This window comes from Cupriavidus laharis (genome assembly GCF_914271435.1).
Lineage (GTDB): Bacteria > Pseudomonadota > Gammaproteobacteria > Burkholderiales > Burkholderiaceae > Cupriavidus > Cupriavidus laharis.
Genome location: NZ_CAJZAI010000001.1, coordinates 87,569 through 104,883 on the forward strand (window position 1 = coordinate 87,569; position 17,315 = coordinate 104,883).

At 66.8% G+C, this 17,315-nt stretch carries 19 protein-coding genes; 6 read left to right on the top strand and 13 right to left on the bottom strand.

The annotated features are described in order from the left end of the window. Positions 1-3 precede the first annotated feature (3 nt). Entirely contained in the window at positions 4-1,467 is a 1,464-nt protein-coding gene (locus LDO29_RS00390; protein WP_224077819.1) for an MdtA/MuxA family multidrug efflux RND transporter periplasmic adaptor subunit, read from the bottom strand. Positions 1,468-1,790: 323 nt separating this feature from the next. On the opposite strand from LDO29_RS00390, the gene LDO29_RS00395 reads away from it, so the two are divergent. Then, entirely contained in the window at positions 1,791-2,522 is a 732-nt protein-coding gene (locus LDO29_RS00395; RefSeq protein ID WP_224077820.1) for a response regulator, read from the top strand. 65 nt (positions 2,523-2,587) lie between these two features. Then, positions 2,588-3,862, top strand: a complete 1,275-nt coding sequence (locus tag LDO29_RS00400) for an ATP-binding protein (protein ID WP_224077821.1) — start codon at positions 2,588-2,590, stop codon at positions 3,860-3,862. A 22-nt stretch (positions 3,863-3,884) separates the two neighbouring features. On the opposite strand, the gene plsY is transcribed toward LDO29_RS00400, so the two are convergent. The 8 genes from plsY to LDO29_RS00440 form a co-directional block, all read right to left on the bottom strand. Continuing rightward, on the bottom strand, positions 3,885-4,493 hold the full coding sequence (plsY, locus tag LDO29_RS00405) for a glycerol-3-phosphate 1-O-acyltransferase PlsY (RefSeq protein WP_224077822.1): 609 nt from the start codon (positions 4,491-4,493) through the stop codon (positions 3,885-3,887). A 110-nt stretch (positions 4,494-4,603) separates the two neighbouring features. After that, on the bottom strand, positions 4,604-5,095 hold the full coding sequence (locus tag LDO29_RS00410; protein WP_224077823.1) for an aminoacyl-tRNA deacylase: 492 nt from the start codon (positions 5,093-5,095) through the stop codon (positions 4,604-4,606). 18 nt (positions 5,096-5,113) lie between these two features. Then, positions 5,114-6,097 (bottom strand): site-specific tyrosine recombinase XerD, encoded by a 984-nt coding sequence (xerD, locus tag LDO29_RS00415; protein WP_396022608.1) that lies wholly within the window; start codon positions 6,095-6,097, stop codon positions 5,114-5,116. Beyond that, the gene (locus LDO29_RS00420) at positions 6,094-6,573 is read right to left on the bottom strand and encodes a methylated-DNA--[protein]-cysteine S-methyltransferase (protein WP_224077824.1); all 480 of its coding nucleotides are present in this window, start codon (positions 6,571-6,573) and stop codon (positions 6,094-6,096) included. Before LDO29_RS00420 ends, xerD begins: the two co-directional genes overlap by 4 nt. Positions 6,574-6,642: 69 nt before the next feature. Then, positions 6,643-7,059 (bottom strand): type II toxin-antitoxin system VapC family toxin, encoded by a 417-nt coding sequence (locus tag LDO29_RS00425; protein WP_224077825.1) that lies wholly within the window; start codon positions 7,057-7,059, stop codon positions 6,643-6,645. Beyond that, positions 7,046-7,282 (bottom strand): FitA-like ribbon-helix-helix domain-containing protein, encoded by a 237-nt coding sequence (locus LDO29_RS00430; protein ID WP_224077826.1) that lies wholly within the window; start codon positions 7,280-7,282, stop codon positions 7,046-7,048. Before LDO29_RS00430 ends, LDO29_RS00425 begins: the two co-directional genes overlap by 14 nt. A 167-nt stretch (positions 7,283-7,449) precedes the next feature. Continuing rightward, positions 7,450-8,418 carry a tripartite tricarboxylate transporter substrate binding protein BugE gene (locus LDO29_RS00435; protein ID WP_224077827.1) on the bottom strand — a complete coding sequence of 323 codons (969 nt, stop codon included), beginning with the start codon at positions 8,416-8,418 and terminating at the stop codon, positions 7,450-7,452. Positions 8,419-8,529: 111 nt separating this feature from the next. Next, a complete protein-coding gene (locus LDO29_RS00440; RefSeq protein ID WP_396022609.1) occupies positions 8,530-9,213 on the bottom strand; it encodes a chalcone isomerase family protein in 684 nt (227 codons plus the stop codon). Between the two features lie 122 nt (positions 9,214-9,335). Between LDO29_RS00440 and LDO29_RS00445 the strand changes: the two genes are divergently transcribed. Continuing rightward, positions 9,336-10,229 carry an AEC family transporter gene (locus LDO29_RS00445; protein WP_224077828.1) on the top strand — a complete coding sequence of 298 codons (894 nt, stop codon included), beginning with the start codon at positions 9,336-9,338 and terminating at the stop codon, positions 10,227-10,229. Here the strand turns inward: LDO29_RS00445 and queG are convergent. After that, a complete protein-coding gene (gene queG / locus LDO29_RS00450; RefSeq protein WP_224077829.1) occupies positions 10,222-11,403 on the bottom strand; it encodes a tRNA epoxyqueuosine(34) reductase QueG in 1,182 nt (393 codons plus the stop codon). The genes LDO29_RS00445 and queG overlap by 8 nt on opposite strands. A gap of 16 nt (positions 11,404-11,419) precedes the next feature. On the opposite strand from queG, the gene tsaE reads away from it, so the two are divergent. Together tsaE and LDO29_RS00460 are read left to right on the top strand one after the other, a co-directional pair. Next, on the top strand, positions 11,420-11,941 hold the full coding sequence (gene tsaE / locus LDO29_RS00455) for a tRNA (adenosine(37)-N6)-threonylcarbamoyltransferase complex ATPase subunit type 1 TsaE (protein ID WP_224077830.1): 522 nt from the start codon (positions 11,420-11,422) through the stop codon (positions 11,939-11,941). Next, a complete protein-coding gene (locus LDO29_RS00460; RefSeq protein ID WP_224077831.1) occupies positions 11,935-13,434 on the top strand; it encodes an N-acetylmuramoyl-L-alanine amidase in 1,500 nt (499 codons plus the stop codon). Before tsaE ends, LDO29_RS00460 begins: the two co-directional genes overlap by 7 nt. A gap of 66 nt (positions 13,435-13,500) precedes the next feature. Here the strand turns inward: LDO29_RS00460 and LDO29_RS00465 are convergent, their stop codons facing one another. Continuing rightward, positions 13,501-14,517, bottom strand: coding sequence for a bile acid:sodium symporter family protein (locus tag LDO29_RS00465; RefSeq protein ID WP_224077832.1), 1,017 nt, complete (start codon positions 14,515-14,517; stop codon positions 13,501-13,503). Between the two features lie 90 nt (positions 14,518-14,607). Between LDO29_RS00465 and LDO29_RS00470 the strand changes: the two genes are divergently transcribed. Continuing rightward, positions 14,608-15,522: a LysR family transcriptional regulator gene (locus LDO29_RS00470; protein WP_224077833.1), complete on the top strand. Its 915-nt coding sequence runs from the start codon at positions 14,608-14,610 to the stop codon at positions 15,520-15,522. A 184-nt stretch (positions 15,523-15,706) separates the two neighbouring features. Here the strand turns inward: LDO29_RS00470 and LDO29_RS00475 are convergent, their stop codons facing one another. After that, positions 15,707-16,465 (bottom strand): 3-hydroxyacyl-CoA dehydrogenase, encoded by a 759-nt coding sequence (locus LDO29_RS00475; RefSeq protein ID WP_224077834.1) that lies wholly within the window; start codon positions 16,463-16,465, stop codon positions 15,707-15,709. Positions 16,466-16,639: 174 nt separating this feature from the next. Then, positions 16,640-17,305 (bottom strand): adenylate kinase, encoded by a 666-nt coding sequence (gene adk, locus LDO29_RS00480; RefSeq protein WP_224077835.1) that lies wholly within the window; start codon positions 17,303-17,305, stop codon positions 16,640-16,642. Between the last annotated feature and the right edge of the window lie 10 nt (positions 17,306-17,315).

Consider the following 17,315-nt stretch of genomic DNA (forward strand, 5'->3'; position numbering starts at 1 on the left):
TCCTTACTGCTGGCGGCGCGGAGCAGGGGCCTCGGCCGCGGCGCCGCTGGCGCCGGCGCTTTCGCGCTGGCGGCGGTGTTCGCCCTGCGGCGCGCTGGCGCCGCCCTCGCCATGGGCGCCGCTGGCACCGCCCCAGCCGCTGCCGTCACGGCGCCGTCCGCGCCCGCGCGGCTGGCTGGCCGGCACCAGCTGGGCCGCGCGGGCGGCGGGGTCCACGGCTTCCACGGTCATGCCTTCCTTGAGCCGGTCGGCGCCATCCACGACTACGCGCTGGCCGGGCACCACGCCCTTGAGCACGGCGGTGCGCGTGCCGTCGCCGGGGCCCAGCGTGACCACCTGCACCTTGACCTTGCTGCTGTCGTCGACCACGTAGACGAAGGTGCCTTGCTGTCCGCGCTGCACCGCGGCCACAGGGATCACGGTGGCGTCCTTCAGCGTGTCGATGCGGGTGCGCACATTGACGAACTGGTTCGGGAACAGCATGCCGTCCGCGTTCGGGAAGATCGCCTTCAGCTTGACGGTGCCGGTGGTGGTGTCGATCTGGTTGTCGGTGGTCAGCAGCGCGCCGTCGCCAAGCTGGTTGCGCATCTGGCGGTCCCACGCCTGCACCGGCATCTTCTCGCCCGTATTGAGCTTCTTCAGCACGGCGGGCAGGTTGTCTTCGGGAATGGTGTAGAGCACGGCAATGGGCTGGATCTGCGTGATCAGCGCAATGCCGTTGGTGTCGGAGGTGCTGACGATATTGCCCGGATCCACCTGGCGCAGGCCGATGCGGCCGGACACCGGCGCCAGGATCTTGGTGTAGCCGAGCTGCAGCCGCGCATTGTCCACATTGCCCTGGTCGGTCTTGACCACGCCTTCATACTGGCGCACCAGCGCGTCCTGCGTATCGACCTGCTGGCTGGAAATCGAGTCCTGCTGCAGCAGGGTCCGGTAGCGCTTCTGGTCCAGCCGCGCGTTCTGCAGCAGCGCCTGGTCGCGCGCGAGCTGGCCGACGGCCTGGTCCAGCGCGGCCTGGAACGGGCGCGGGTCGATCTCGGCCAGCACATCGCCGGCCTTGACCATCTGGCCTTCCTTGAACAGCACCTTGAGCAGCGGCCCCGACACCTGCGCGCGCACGGTGACGTTGGACACCGGCGTGACGTTGCCCAGCCCGTTGAGGACCACGTCCATGTCGCGCTGCGCGACTGTGGATACCACGACTGGCGAGCGTGGCGCGCCGGGTCCGCCCGGGCCCCCCCGGCCCGTGGCGCCCGGACCGCTCGCAACGCCCCCCGGAACGCGGGCGCCCTGCGTGCCCTGTGTGTTCGAATCGGCGCCACGGTGGCTGTACCAGTACCAGCCGCCGCCGGCGAGCAGCACGACGAGGGCTCCGGCAATCAGCTTGCGACGGGGCGAGCGGACAGGCCCCTGGGGCGGGCGGGAGGGCGGGGTGGGTTGCTGTTGGCCTTGTTCGGGGTTGGACATGTCCGGAATCCTGGGAGCGGCGCGATATGCGCCGGCGTTCTTCGCGCGGTCTTGGGCGCGGCGATGCAGCAGTATGCCGCATCAGGTGCGGCAAACGCCCCATCTGGCGTGGGGTTCCGCCCAAGCGGGCAGCGGCCTGCGGGTTGGCCGGGCAGCGCAATGGCATGCCATGCCGCAAGGATAATGTGAGACGCCGGACGCACGTGTTTCCAAGGATCGCCCGTTTATTACAGAGGATTACCAGCGCCTTCCATGTAATCTCCGGAAACAAAGCCGCCAGCCCGAATCGGCTGGAGTGCGGCAAGCCTGACTATCATGTGCCTATGCGAACGAACCAGCCCACCCAGATCCTTGTCGTCGACGACGACCCTGAACTGCGCGACCTGCTGCGCGAGTACCTGACCCAGCAGGGCTTTGCTGTCTCGGTGCTGCACGACGGCGACGGCCTGCAGGCGCGCCTGGAGCGCGAGCGCCCGGCGCTGATCGTGCTGGACCTGATGATGCCCAAGGTCGACGGCCTGACCGCGCTGCGCAACCTGCGCGCGAAAAACGATGATATCCCGGTGATCTTGCTGACCGCGCGCAGCGACGAGATCGACCGCATCGTTGGCCTGGAGATCGGCGCCGACGACTACCTTGGCAAGCCGTTTTCGCCGCGCGAGCTGCTGGCGCGCATCAATGCCGTGCTGCGCCGCAAGCTGGCGCGTCCGGCGGCGGCGCCCGAAGACCGCGAATCGGTCGCGTTCGGGCCGTTCCGCGTGAATTTCCGCCAGCGCTCGCTGCAGCGCGCGGGCCAGGTGCTGTCGATCAGCGACACCGAATTCGCGCTGCTCAAGCTGCTGCTGATGCATCCGCTCGAAGTGCTGTCGCGCGAGCGCATCGTCGAGCTGATGTACGGCACGGCCAGCGGCATCAGCGACCGCGGCATCGACGTGCAGATCTGGCGCCTGCGCCGGCTGCTCGACGAAGACGCGCAGCGTCCGCGCTACATCCAGACCGTGCGCGGGCGCGGCTACACGTTCGTGCCGGACGAAGCCGAAGATATTCCGCAGTGACGCCCCTGCCGCCCCTGTCGCCTGTCCGGCGGCATGGCGGCATGGCGGCAATGACGAGCCCCGACATGAAGTTGCGTATCGATACCCTGTTCGGCCGCATGGCGCTGCTGATTGCCGCCGTGCTGGTGATCAGCCATTTCTCCTGGCTGGCCATCCTGCGCATGGACCGGCGCCAGCAGCAAGTGGACTATTCGGTCGAGCAGATGCTGTTCCAGGTTGCCAGCATCCAGCGCGCGCTCGATGCTCGCCCGCCCGTGCCGCTGCCAAGCCTGGTGGAGGTGGCCAGCGAGTCCAGCGCCGAGGAACACACCACCGTGCCCAAGGGCCGCTCGCGGCGGCTGGTGGAGCAGTTCATCACGCGCCTGCCGCAGGGTACCGAGATCCGTATCGAGGACGAGGCCACCCCGCGGCTGTGGATCAAGCTGCCGACGCGCGGCGACTGGATCGCCATGCCGATCCTGTGGGTCCACAACCCGCCGCCGGACAACCGGCTGGTGCCGGGCGTGATGCTGGTGGTCGGCGTGGCCATCGTCTTTGCGCTGCTGATCGCGTGGCAGATCCAGCGGCCCGTGCGCGACATGGCGGCGGCCGCGGAGCAGTTGTCGCGCCAGCAGCCGGTGGCGCCGCTGCGCGAGCGTGGGCCGCATGAGCTGCGCCAGTTGATCGAGCGCTTCAACCGCATGGTGGCGGACCTCACGCGCATCGACCAGGAGCGCAACACCATGCTGGCCGGCATCGCGCACGACCTGAAGACGCCGCTGGCGCGGTTGCGCCTGCGTGCCGAGATGCTGTCGGACCCGAAGGCCTCGGCGGGCGTGACGCGCGACGTCGATTCCATGTCGGCCATCGTCGAGCAGTTCCTGAGCTTCGCCCAGAGCAGCGAGCCCACCGCGCGGCCGGTGCCGGTGGACCGGCGCATCAACGAACTTGCCGCCTCGCTGGCCGAGCAGGAGCGGCAGGTGGTGTTGTCGCTCAACGCGGGTGAAAGCTTCCGCATGATCGCCACGCAGTTGGATCGCATTGTCGGCAACCTCGTCGACAACGCCTACGCCTATGGGCAGGCGCCGGTGTGCGTGGCGACCGCGCGTACGGCGGAAGGCTTCTGCCTGACGGTGGAAGACCAGGGGCCGGGCATCCCCGAATCTGACATGGAGCGCGTCACGCTGCCGTTCGTGCGGCTGGACCCCGCGCGTGGCGGCAATGCGCACTCCGGGCTGGGGCTGGCGATCGTCGATCGCCTGGTGCGGCAGGCAGGCGGGCGGCTGACGCTGGTCAACCGTGCCGAAGGCGGCCTGCGCGTGGAGATGCTGTTCCCGGTTTCGATGGCGCAGGCGGCCTGAGCGCCTGCAACCGGGGACGCAATCAGACCTTCTTCTTCTCGCCGATGCGGCTTTCCTTGCCGGTCAGCAGCTTGGCGATGTTCTGGCGGTGGCGCGCGATCAGCAGGATGGCGATCACCAGGACGGCGCCGGCCATGGCGTCGATGCCATCCATCAGCACGTGGAAAAACGGCGCAAAAATGGCCGCGACCAGTGCGGCCAGCGACGAATAGCGGAAGAAGAACGCAATGATGAGCCAGGTGGCCAGCGTGGCCAGCCCGAGGATCGGGTTGATGGCCAGCAGGATGCCCGCCGCCGTGGCCACGCCCTTGCCGCCGGCAAAACGATGGAACACCGGGTACAGGTGGCCGAGGAATACGGCCAGCGCCACCATGGCCAGGCCGTTGTCATCGACGCCGTAGGCGGGCCCGAAGCGGCTGGCCAGCCAGACCGCCAGCCAGCCCTTGAGCGCGTCGCCGAGCAGCGTGAAGATGGCCGCTTTCTTGTTGCCGGTGCGCAGCACATTGGTCGCGCCCGGGTTGCCGGAACCGTAGGAGTGCGGATCGGGCAGGCCCATGACCTTGCTGACGACGACGGCAAAGGACACCGACCCGATCAGGTAGGCGGCGAGGGCGAATAGCAGGTTGGCCATGAGGGGATGCGCGGGCAGAGGCTGCCTTGTCTGGAATTGGCGGGATTGTAGCGCGGTGGCGGACTCGCTACGACCGTGACTTCCCCAATACCGCGATGGGCAGGGCCGGCTCAGTCAGGCAGTGCACATTCCACCGGCTTCGCATTCACCAGCGTGGTCAGCAGCTTCGGATCCAGGCTGACCAGGTAGCCGCGTCGTCCGCCGTTGATATAGATCGTCTGCAGTTCCAGCACTGTTGCCTCCACGTACACCGGCATGCGCTTCTTCGTCCCGAACGGCGAGGTGCCACCGACCAGGTAGCCGCTGTGCCGCTGCGCGACTTCGGGCTTGCACGGCTGCACGCTCTTGCAGCCGATCTGGCGCGCCAGGTTCTTGGTGGAAACGGAGCAGTCGCCATGCATCAGCACGACCAGCGGCTGCGCGCGCTCGTCTTCCATGATCAGGGTCTTGACCACGTCATGCTCCGGCACACTGAGCTGGCGTGCCGACTCACCGGTGCCGCCGTGGTCCACGTATTCGTACGGATGCTCGCCGAAGGCGACGCCCTGCCGGCGCAGGAACTGGGTAGCCGGGGTTTCCGAGATATGTTTCGATTTGCTCATGTCGGTTGCAGGCGGGGCCTACCCTCGCGGGTGGTGCTGCTGGTGCAGTTCGCGCAGCCGCTCGCGTGCCACGTGGGTGTATATCTGTGTCGTGGAAATATCGGCATGGCCCAGCAGGAGCTGCACCACGCGCAGGTCGGCGCCGTGGTTGAGCAGGTGCGTGGCAAACGCATGCCGCAGCGTATGCGGTGACAGCGGCGCGTCGATGCCGGCGTCGCGCGCATGGCGCTTGATCAGGTGCCAGAAAGCCTGGCGCGTCATGCCTTCGCCACGCTGCGTGACGAACAGCGCGTCGCAGGCGCGTCCGGCCAGCAGTGCGGGCCGTGCGCTGCCAAGGTAGCGGCGCAGCCAGTCGCCGGCCTGCATGCCGAACGGCACCAGGCGCTCCTTGTCGCCCTTGCCGCCGACCACACGCGCCACGCCCTCGTTCAGGCCGATCTCGACGGTTTTCATCTGCGTCAGTTCCGACACGCGCAGCCCGCTCGCGTACATCAGCTCCAGCATGGTGCGGTCGCGCAGGCCGAGCGGCGTGTCGACATCAGGTGCTTCCAGCAGGGCTTCCACCTGCGCTTCGCTAAGCGTCTTGGGCACGCGCGGCGGTTGCTTGGCCGGGCGCAGCAGAATGCACGGGTCGGCCTCGATCATCTGCTCGCGCAGGGCCCATTGGTAGAAGCGGCGGAATACCGCGAGCCGCCGGTTCGACGACGAGGCCCTCGTTTCCGGGTGGCGTGCCAGGAAGTAGGCATTCAGTTCGGCGTCGCCAACGGCCAGCAGGCCGCCACTGCCGGACTGGTGCAGCCAGCGCGCGAGCATGGAAAGGTCGCGCCGGTAGGCGTCCATGGTATTGCGCGACAGGCCGTCTTCTAGCCACAGCGCATCACAGAAGCGGCTGACGAGGTCAAGTTCGGGGGCAATGGCTGCATCCAGCGCGACGGTATCCGCATCGGCCCGGACCGCGCGAGGCTTGCGTGCCGTCCGGCTGGTGCCGGTGGCTCGCTTCATATCAGCAGGGCGCCTTCATGGCGCAGCAGCCAGCGTTTCACTTCCAGGTGGAAACCGTCCTCGGCGTGGTGGGAGAAGCCGCCGATGCCGCTCGCGGACACCACGCGATGGCAGGGGATCACGATGGGCAACGGATTCTGCCCGCAGGCCTGGCCGACCGCGCGCGGCACGCTGCCGAGCTTGCGGGCGATGTCGCCATACGTGGTCAGCCCGCCGCGCGGCACCGCGCAGATGGCCTGCCAGACTTGCTGCTGGAATGCCGTGCCGGCGATGGCCAGGGGGACGTCGAAACGTGCATCGGGATCGGCGTAGTACGCATCGAGTTCCGCCTGCAGGCGCAGCACCACCTCACTGCGTGGCGCGAGGCATTCCACGCTGTCAGGCAGATAGAAGATTTCCCGGATCCGCGTGCCATCGGTGCGCACGCCGACCTTGCCGAAAGGCGCGGGGAGGATGGCGTCGAAAGGGGCGGGCATGGTGGCGGGGCGGAGCGAATGATGGATTTTAGTGCGTTTTGCCGCGGCAGGTCCGGGATGGGACTGGCCTTAGTCGAACGGATTCAATACCCGGACACCTGACCCTGCGAAGTCTTCCACGTTGCGCGTGACCACGGTCAGATCGTGGATCAACGCTGTGGCGGCAATCAGTTTGTCCAGCGCATGTTCGGGATGCGGGACGCGAAGGCGCCCCCAAACCTGGCCGACATCCGCATCCGCCGGGAGAATGTTCTGAGCGAAATCGACGAGCACAGTACCAAGCCATGCCTCGAGCATTGCGGCCTGCTGTGCATCGCCGCGCCAGCGAATCAACTCGACACCGCGTCGCAACTCGCCGACGGTGACCACGGACAGATAGATAGCGGCATTGTCCTTTGCCGCCTGATGGAAGAACGCCAATACACCCTTGTTGGCACGTTGGCGCTTGCGTACCTCGCTGATGACATTGGTATCAGCCAAGAACATGCGCGGCTTCTCCCGAATCATCGACGCGCAGGAAATCGGCATCCTCACCGACGTTCGGCATGCTCATCAGCACTTCCGCCAGGTTCTTGCGCCTGGTTCCGCCCAGGGCCTTCGCGAGGATTTCCCGATGTTCGGCCTCGGCACTACGCCCATGAGATGCGGCAAGTTCGCGCAGACGCTGCACCAGGCTGTCATCGACATTGCGTACCAAGAGGTTTGCCATAGCCACTTCCTCACCATATTGCTATCAATGATAGCATTTCAGGGATGTTTGTAGCGAAAAAGCGTTGTTGTTGCATTTTTTGTAGCTAAAAAGCTCTTTTATCGCTCGAGGCACCAAAAATAAGGGCCGCCCGCAGGCGGCCCTTATGCACAAGACCCGCAGGCCTGTTACTGCTCCAGCTTGATGTTCTGCACCTTCACAAGATTCTTCATCTTGTCGAATTCCTTCTTGATCTCGGCCGCGTGCTGGGCAGGGGTGTTGCCCGAGGGCTCGGCGCCGGCGGTGCGCAGGCGCTCCTGGAAGCCCTTGTCCTGCAGCGCCTTGACGGCGGCTTCGTTCAGCTTCTTGATGACGTCATCCGGCGTGCCGGCCGGGGCCACCAGCCCGTACCAGGCCGGGTCGTTGGGCTCCTTCAGGCCCATCTCGCCGAAGGTCGGCACGTTGGGCAGGGAGTCGAGGCGCTTGTTCCAGGCCACCACCAGCGGACGCAGCTTGCCGGCCTTGATGTAGGGCATCGACGACGGCAGGTTGTCCACCATGATCGGCACCTGGCCGGCGAGTACGTCGTTCAGCGCGGGACCCGCGCCGCGGTACGGAATATGGACCATGAAGGTCTTGGTCGAGACCTTGAACTGTTCGCCCAGCATATGGCCGAAGCCGCAGGTGCCCGACGATGCGTACGAATACTTGCCCGGGTTGGCCTTGAGCACGGCCAGGAATTCCTTGTAGTCCTTGGCCGGGAAGTTCGGGTTCACCGCGATCACATTGGCCACGTTGGCCAGGTTTGTGATGGGCTTGAAGTCCTTGATCGGGTCGTAAGACAGCTTGGGGTTGCACGCCGGGTTCACGGCCATGGTCGACACCGTGGAAATGCCGATGGTGTAGCCGTCCGGCGCAGCCTTGGCGATGGCGTCGGCACCGATCGAGCCGCCGCCGCCGGCGCGGTTTTCCACCACCACCGGCTGGCCCAGGATACGGCTCATCTGGTCGGCGGCGCCGCGGCCGACGATGTCGGTGGTGCCGCCGGGCGCGAACGGAATGATCAGGCGGATCGGTTTGGTCGGAAAGCTCTGCGCTTGCGCGATGGAGGCCGCGGTGGCCAGAGCCAGGGTCAAAGCGATTTTGCCAGCTTGCATGAGATCAGGTCTCCCGTCAGGAAAGTCCGGGCGGAGGTGGTGCCCGGAAGAAAACACCGCCGCCTTGCCGCAGGTGGCGGGAAGGCGGCGGCAACGTCTGGTCCGGCGGGCTCAGCCGCCCAGCAGGCCGCGCTTGACGTCCCGGTCCACGGGGTGTTCGCCAAGGAAGACGCGCAGCACGGCCTGGTAGAAATCTTCGCCGGGAATCGGGCGGCCGCGCGGGGTGCCATTGATGGCAACTACGGTACCGGCGTCCGGTGAATAGTCCAGGTTGATCACGTCGCCCTTGCGGGCTGTCCCGACCTGGTCGATGGTGCGTTCGAACTGGACCAGCCGCGCGGACAGCATCTGCATCTGCAGTTCGCTGTGGTTCTCGCGCATGCCTTTCTGCATCGCCCTGGAAAATGCATAGGGCGCCACTTCACGCAGCATGCGAAGCTGCAGCCGCTTGGTGCCGGGCGTGCCGAGCACCACGGTGGCGTTGCGCGCTTTCTCGGGCAGGTACAGTGCCGCCACATAGCCCTTGAGCAGCAGCCCCGAGCGCAGCGCGGTGCCGTTGAGTTGCAGTTCCTTGCCGGCCACGCGCGCCGCGTCGTCAAAGCGCAGGCCTTCGAATTCCGTAGCATCGGCGGCCGGCGGCAGCGCACCAAGCACCAGGCTTGCGGCCAGCATGGCAAGCAGGCGGCGTGGGGTCTGGCGGGATCGTGGAAGCGCGCGCGGGGGGATGATCAGGCCCGGCGATGGCGGATTGCGGCGATGCAGCATAAGGGTCAGACATACAACTTGGTATGTCATGCTGGCCCATTTCTGGAAGAATACCAATCCGGATCTGCCCTAGTCTGCACATTCCGCCACTTCCCCTCGCAGTACCTGGCCATCGGCCGCCCGGCCACGACAATAACGACAACGTTCACGAGATGTCTTCCGCCCTCCTGCTGGTTCCCGATTTCAGCCTGATCCTCATCGGCTGGCTACTGGTACGCTATTCGCCGTTCGACCGTGCGTTCTGGAGCGGCGTGGAACGCCTCGTCTACTTCGTGCTGTTCCCGGCGCTGCTGCTGCAATCGACCAATAGCGCCGTGTTCGACTTTTCCTCGACCTCGGCCATGCTTGGCCTGGCACTGGCCGTCATGGCGTTCGGCATGGTCGCCGGCTACGCCGTCAAATGGGTGCTGCGCCCCGATGCCGTGGATTTTGCCTCGGGCCTGCAGACGGCGTTCCGCTTCAATTCATATATCGGGCTGGCGCTGGCCTCGCGCCTGGGCGGCAGCGAGGGCCTGGCGATGATGGCGGTGATCGTGGGCTGCACGGTGCCGCTGTGCAACGTGGCCGCGGTATGGGCGCTGGCGCGGCACGGCGATGCGCGGCTGTGGCGCGAACTTGCGCGCAATCCGCTGATCCTGGCCACTGCCGGCGGGTTGCTGACCAACCTGCTGGGGCTGCACGCGCCCGAGGTGCTGGCGATGACGCTCAACCGGCTGGGTTCGGCGTCGACGGCGCTTGGCCTGATGACGGTGGGTGCGGGTCTGCAGATGAGCGGCGCGACGGGCACCGTCGGGCCGGTCGCGTGGTGGGCCAGCGTCAAGTTGCTGGCCATGCCGTGCCTGGCCTGGCTCGCAGGCCGGCTGCTGCCGCTGACCGAGCTGCAGTACCAGATCGTGGTGCTGTATGCCTCGCTGCCCACGGCATCGAGCGCCTATATCCTGGCCGTGCGCATGGGCGGCAATGGTCCCATGGTGGCCGCGGCGATCTCGGCAATGACGGTTGCGGCGATCATCACCACACCGGTCTGGCTGGCGCTGGTCAGCTGACGGCCTGGTCCTGCGCGAGCGCCCAGTCGATGTGCTCGCGCACGAGCGGCGTGGCGTCGGCGAGGCGGCGTTCAAGGGCCGCGCGGATGCGTGCAGCCAGTGCGTGGTCTTGCGGGCGCCGGCCCGCGGCCGCGGCGCGCAGGCTGTTGCCCAGTCCCACCGCGAGGTTGCGCAGCCAGCGTTCATGGCCGATGCGGCGGATCGGGCTGCCTTCCAGGCGCTGGTTGAACTCGGCCTCGGTCCACAGGAACAGGTCGACCATGTCCGGGGCGTCGAAGCCATTGCGCACATCGAAGTCCGGCAGCGTGGCACGGTGTGCGAACTTGTTCCACGGGCAGGCCAGCTGGCAGTCGTCGCAGCCATACACGCGGTTGCCCATCGGTGCGCGAAATTCCTCGGGGATCGGGCCCTTGTGCTCGATGGTCAGGTAAGAAATACAACGGCGCGCATCGAGCGTGTAAGGTCCGAGGATCGCGCGCGTGGGGCAGATGTCGATGCAGCGGTGGCAGTTGCCGCAGTGCGAGGCCTCGGGCGGGTCGGCCGGCAGCGGGATATCGACCAGGATCTCGCCGAGGAAGAACATCGAGCCGCCGTCGCGGTCGAGCAGCAGCGTATGCTTGCCGCGCCAGCCCAGGCCGCCCTGGCTGGCCAGTGCGACTTCCATCACCGGCGCCGAATCGGTGAACACGCGGTAGCCGAACGGGCCGATGGCGGCCTCGATACGGCTTGCGAGCTGCTGCAGCCGGCTGCGCAGCACCTTGTGGTAGTCGCGGCCGCGCGCATAGAGGGAAAGCACGGCGGTGGCGTGGTCGTCGAGCCGCGCCAGTTCACGCCGGCGCCAGTCCGGCGCGGCCGTGGCGGGCAGGTAGGGCATGCGGGCCACGATGGCGCGCACCGTGCCGGGGACCAGTTCCGCGGGACGGGCGCGCCGCGGGCCATGGTTCGCCATATAATCCATGTCGCCGTGGTAACCCTGAGCCAGCCACGCCATCAGCCCTGGCTCGGCATGGCCGAGATCGACGTCGGCGATCCGCACCGAGGCAAAGCCCAGCCCGGCGCCCCAGTCCCGGATCGATTGCACGAGCGTCTCCAGGCTGCCCGCGCCGGCTGCATCGGCAGCGGCCACAGGCAGCGGAGCGGGGGCGCCTGGCGCTTCGGATGCTCGCACTGTCATCCCTGAATTGTACGCAATGCCCCTGCTCGAAGAACGTTCCCTGACGCTGACCGATGAAGCCGCCACCACTCGCCTCGGTGCGGCGCTCGCCGGCGTGGTGCGCGCCTTGCCGCCCACGACCGTGCACGTGCAGCTCTCCGGCGACCTCGGCGCGGGCAAGACCACGCTGTCGCGCGCCGTCCTGCGGGCGCTCGGGCATGCCGGCAAGGTGCGCAGCCCGACCTACACGCTGTGCGAGCCCTACGAGGTCGCGCGCGCCGACGGGTCGCCGCTCACCGTCTACCATTTCGACCTGTACCGTTTCGCCGATCCTGAGGAATGGATCGACGCGGGTTTCCGCGACTGCTTCGCCGAGCCGGCCTTCAATCTCGTGGAGTGGCCCGAAAAGGCCGGACGCCTGCTTGGGGAACCGGATCTGCACGTGTTGCTCCAATCGGACATGTCCGCAGCCGATATGGCGGATATGGCCGGCGAGCGGCGGATCGCGACGCTGCGCGCCTATACTCCCACTGGAATTACCCTGCTGAACGCATGCTGATCAAGCGACTCGCCACTGACCGACCCGATGGACCCGACGGACTGCTGCAGGCCCGCCGCAGATGGATGGCGCAGTGCCTGAAGCTTGGTGCCGGCACGGCCGTGCTGACGCTCGCCGGACCGCAGCTCGCCTTCGGTGCCGGCATCGTCGCGGTACGCGTCTGGCCGGCGGAGGACTACACGCGCGTCACGATCGAATCCGACACGCCGCTGGCTGCCGTGCATCAGATGATCCACGACCCGGACCGGCTGGTGGTGGACATCGACGGGCTCGACCTCTCGCCCACGCTGCGCGAGCTGGTGGCCAAGGTCACGCCGAACGACCCGTATATCCAGACCGTGCGTGTCGGCCAGAACCGCCCGCGCGTGGTCCGCATGGTGTTCGACCTCAAGGAAAACGTCGCGCCGCAAGTGTTCACGCTGGCGCCGATCGGCAGCTACAAGAACCGGCTGGTGTTCGACCTGTATCCGGTCAATCCGCCCGATCCGCTGTGGAAGCTGGTGCGCGACACCGAGGAAAAGCAGCGCCGCTTTGCCAACAGCGCGCCGCCGCCGGGCGCTGACGGCGTGGCTGGCGCGCCCGCCGGCGCCGAGGAAGACGCCATCGGCGCGCTGGTGCGCAAGTTCGATGAGAAGGGCGACGTGCCCGCGACCACGGCGCCGCCGCCCGCTATCGCCGCGGTCAAGCCGCCCAAGCCTTCGGCGCCCGTTGTGCCCAAGCCCAACGCGCCCGTGGTGCCTCCGGTCGCGCAGAGTGATCCCACGGCCGAACGTCCGTTCAAGATGCGCCGCCTGCTGACGGTGGCGATCGATCCCGGCCATGGCGGCGAAGACCCAGGGGCCATCGGTGCCTCGGGCTCGCGCGAGAAGGATGTGGTGCTGCAGATCGCGCACCGCCTGCGCGCCAAGATCGATGCGCAGCCCAATATGCGCGCGATGATGACGCGCGACGCCGATTTCTTCGTGCCGCTGAACGTGCGCGTGCAGAAGGCGCGCCGCGTGCAGGCCGACCTGTTCGTGTCGATCCACGCCGATGCCTTCCTGTCGCCGGAAGCGAAGGGCGCCTCGGTGTTCGCGCTGTCCGAGCGCGGGGCGTCGAGCACGGCCGCACGCTGGCTGGCCAACAAGGAAAATGCCTCGGACCTGATCGGCGGTGCCAACCTCAACAAGGATGCGCAGGTCGCGCGCGTGCTGCTGGACCTGTCGACCACGGCGCAGATCAACGACAGCCTGATGGTGGGCAAGGCCGTGCTGCAGGAGATCGGCGGCATCAACCGCCTGCACAAGGGCAGCGTGGAGCAAGCGGGGTTTGCGGTGCTGAAGGCGCCGGATATCCCGTCGATCCTGGTGGAGACGGCGTTTATCAGCAACCCGGAGGAAGAGCGCAAGCTCAACGACGACGCGCACCAGGAGCAGCTCGCCAACGCTATCCTGCGCGGGATCCGCAGCTACTTTGCGCGCAATCCGCCGTTGTCGAAGAATCCGTCGGTATAGCGGGGCATCGCGCAGAAAAGCAAAAAACGGGGGACGCGTCCCCCGTTTTCATTGATGCGGCGTTTGTCAGGCCCGTGCCGCGGCCCGGTCTTCCACCAACGCATCGCGGTTCGCATACCGTGCCGCAATCACCGAACACACGATGAGCTGCAACTGGTGATAGACCATCAGCGGCAGCACCAGCAGCCCCAGCGCCGGATGTCCGGCGAACAGGATGTTGGCCATCGGAATGCCATTGGCCAGGCTCTTCTTTGAGCCGCAGAACACGGCGGTGATCTCGTCTTCGACACTGAAGCCCAGGCGGCGCGCGACGAAGGTGGTCGTGCCCAGCACGACGAACAGCAGCATGGCGGCCAGCCCCATCACCGCGGCAATGGTCTGCCACTGGTAGTGGTGCCACAGGCCTTCGGCGGTCGCGTCACAGAACGACGAGTAGACGATCAGCACGATCACGCCGCGGTCGATCTTGTTGGTGATGTGCTTCATCTTTGCCAGCCAGTTGCCGATCAGCGGACGCAGCAGCTGGCCCAGCGCGAACGGCAGCAGGAGTTGCAGCGCCACACCCGTGAGCGCCTTGCCGAGCGGCATGGACGCGCCGCTGGCGCTGATGACCAGCCCCATCAGCAGCGGCGTGACGGCCATGCCGATCAGGCCCGAGATGGTGGCGTTGAAGATGGCTCCCGACACGTTGCCGCGCGCCATCGAAGTCATGGCCACCGATGACGACACCGTCGAAGGCAGCGCGCACAGGTAGAACACCCCGAGCAGCAGGTCAGCGGGCAGCGTATTGCGCAGCGACAGCATCAGCAGCAGGCCCACCACCGGAAACACCACGTAGGTGAAGGTCTGCACGAACACATGCAGCCGCCAGTGTTTGGCACCGGCCACGAGCTTGTCACGTGACAATGCCGCGCCATGCAGGAAGAACACGAGCGCCACGCCCAGGCTGGTGACGGTGCCCAGGTGCAGCGGGCCGCGGCTGCTGCCCAACTCGGGCGAGAGCAGGGCTATGCCGATGGCGGTCAGCATGACCAGGACGAAGCCGTCGATCAGGTCGCAGAGTTTCTTGAGCTTGGAAAGCATGCTGGACTTCTAAGGGTTTAGCCTAGTATTGGACGCCACCCGGGTCTAGAATGCAAATTCATTTATCGCATTCATTTATCTCGTCGTTGCATGAATTACACACTCCGGCAACTGCGCGTATTCCTGGCGGTCGCCGAAACGGGTGGATTCAGCCGGGCGGCGGATGCGGTCGGGCTGACCCAGTCCGCTGTCAGCCGCGGCGTGGCAGAGCTTGAAGAGGCACTTGGCGTGCGGCTACTGGACCGCACCACGCGCGAGGTGGTGCTGACACACGCGGGCCAGGCGCTTGCGCCGGCGCTCGAACGCCTGCTCGGCCAGCTCGACGATACCCTCGAAGATACGCGTCAGCTCGGCGAGCACTATCGCGGGCGTGTCGTGATAGCTGGTGCGCCGACCATCTCCGCGCGGCTGATGCCGATGTATGTGGCTGCCTGTGCCGAGCAATACCCGGAAATCCGCCTGACCATCCGCGACAGCGTGCAGGCCGATGGCCTCGAGCAGATTCGGGCTGGCGGCGTGGACTTCGGCGTGCTGATCGATCCGCTTGTGCACGACGGCCTGACCATCGAGCCGCTCGTCACCGACCCGTTCTGCTTCGTGTGCCGGCGCGACCATCCGCTGGCGCAGGAAGAATCGGTGCCCTGGTCGGCGTTGCACGGCATGCGGCTGGTGCTGCTGGACCTTGCCTCTGGCAGCCGGCCGCTGATTGACCGCGTGTTCGGGCGCCATGGCGTGGTACCGCAGGTGGTGCAGGAACTGGGCCACTCGGCCAGCGTGTTCGGCATGGTGGAAGCGGGCATCGGCGCCTCGGTGCTGCCGACTTACTCGCTGCCGTTGCCGGCGGCGTCGCCGCTGGTGTGGCGGCCGCTGGTGCCGTGCGAGGAGCGCCGCATCGTCATGGTCCGGCGCGAGGATCGCTCGCTTTCGCCCGCCGCGGAAGCGGTCTGGGAGCTGGTCAGGGCACTCACCGCCAAGGCGGGCAGGCCTGCGGTCGCACCCGCCTGAACTTCCTCAACGTGCCCTGGCGGTGACCATCACTGCTTCCAGGTCGAAGCTGCCATCTGCCTGTATGCGATAGTGTTCACGGACTTCTGCCTGCAGTTCGAGCAGCTCACGCTGTTGCCGGCGGCGGCGCCGGGCCTGATGCTGCTGGCGGCCTGAGACCGCCGCAGCGGGAGAAAGCCGGTTCTTACTTGGGCTGCATCCGGATCGCGCCGTCGAGGCGGATCACCTCGCCGTTGAGCATGGTGTTGCCGATGATGGCCTTGGCCAGCTTGGCGTACTCGGCCGGTCGGCCCAGGCGCGAAGGGAACGGCACCATCTTGCCGAGCGCGTCCTGGACTTCCTGCGGCATGCCCAGCAGCATCGGCGTCTCGAACAGGCCCGGGGCGATCGTCACGCAGCGCACGCCGTCGCGCGAGAGGTCACGCGCGATGGCCAGCGTCATGCCGACCACACCGCCCTTGGATGCCGCATAGGCGGCCTGGCCGATCTGGCCGTCGAATGCCGCTACCGAGGCGGTATTGATGATCACGCCGCGTTCGCCTTCGGCATCGGGCGTGTTCTGTACCATCGCCGCCGCCGCCAGCCGGATCATGTTGAAGGTGCCGACCAGGTTGACGCGGATGGTCTTGTCGAAGGCATCGAGCGGATGCGGGCCGTTCTTGCCCACGGTCTTGTTGGCGGTGGCGATGCCGGCGCAGTTGACCAGCCCGGCCACACGGCCCAGTGCCTGCGCAGCGGCGACTACGGCCTGCCCGTCGGCTTCGGAAGCGACATCGCACTTGACGAAGGTGCCGCCCAATTCCTGCGCCAGCGCAGTGCCGGTGGCTTCGTTCAGGTCGGCAATCACGACCTTGCCGCCCGCCTCGGCGAGCATGCGCGCAGTGCCGGCGCCCAGGCCCGACGCGCCGCCCGTGACGATGAATACATTGCCCTGGATGTCCATCTGCTGTCTCCTTGATGATTCGATGACCAGCCGCGGTGGCGACTGCCGTTTACGTAAACGTCAACTCCCGCGCTATTGTACGGAGCCCTGACCGGCTGGCAAGAGGGAAAGCCATGCATGGCGAAGAAACAAAAAAGCGACCCGAAGGTCGCTTTTTTGGGGGCGGGCCGAAGCTTACTTCAGCGCCTCGAACACGCGCGCGGTGATGCTGTCCACATCGCCCACGCCGGCAATCTTGCGGTACTTGGGCGGTGCCACCTTGGCGGTGGGGTCGCCCTTGTCGGCCCAGTCCGAGTAGTAGTCCACCAGCGGGCGGGTTTGCTGGGAATACACGTCCAGGCGCTTGCGGACGGTGTCTTCCTTGTCGTCGTCACGCTGGATCAGCGGCTCGCCGGTTTCGTCGTCGACGCCCTCCGCCTTGGGCGGGTTGTACTTGACGTGGTAGGTACGGCCCGATGCCACGTGCACGCGGCGACCGCTCATGCGTTCGATGATGGCGTCGAACGGCACGTCGATTTCCAGCACGTAGTCGATCGCGACGCCGGCTTCCTTCATGGCCTCGGCCTGCGGAATGGTGCGCGGGAAGCCGTCGAACAGGTAGCCGTTCTTGCAGTCGGCATCCTTGAGACGGTCCTTGACCAGGCCGATGATGATGTCATCCGACACCAGTCCGCCTGCATCCATGACCTTCTTGGCCTCCACGCCAAGCGGCGTACCGGCCTTCACCGCGGCGCGCAGCATGTCGCCCGTGGAAATTTGCGGAATGCCGAACTTCTCGCAGATGAACTTGGCCTGCGTGCCTTTGCCGGCGCCAGGCGCGCCCAACAGGATCAAACGCATTTACGGGTCC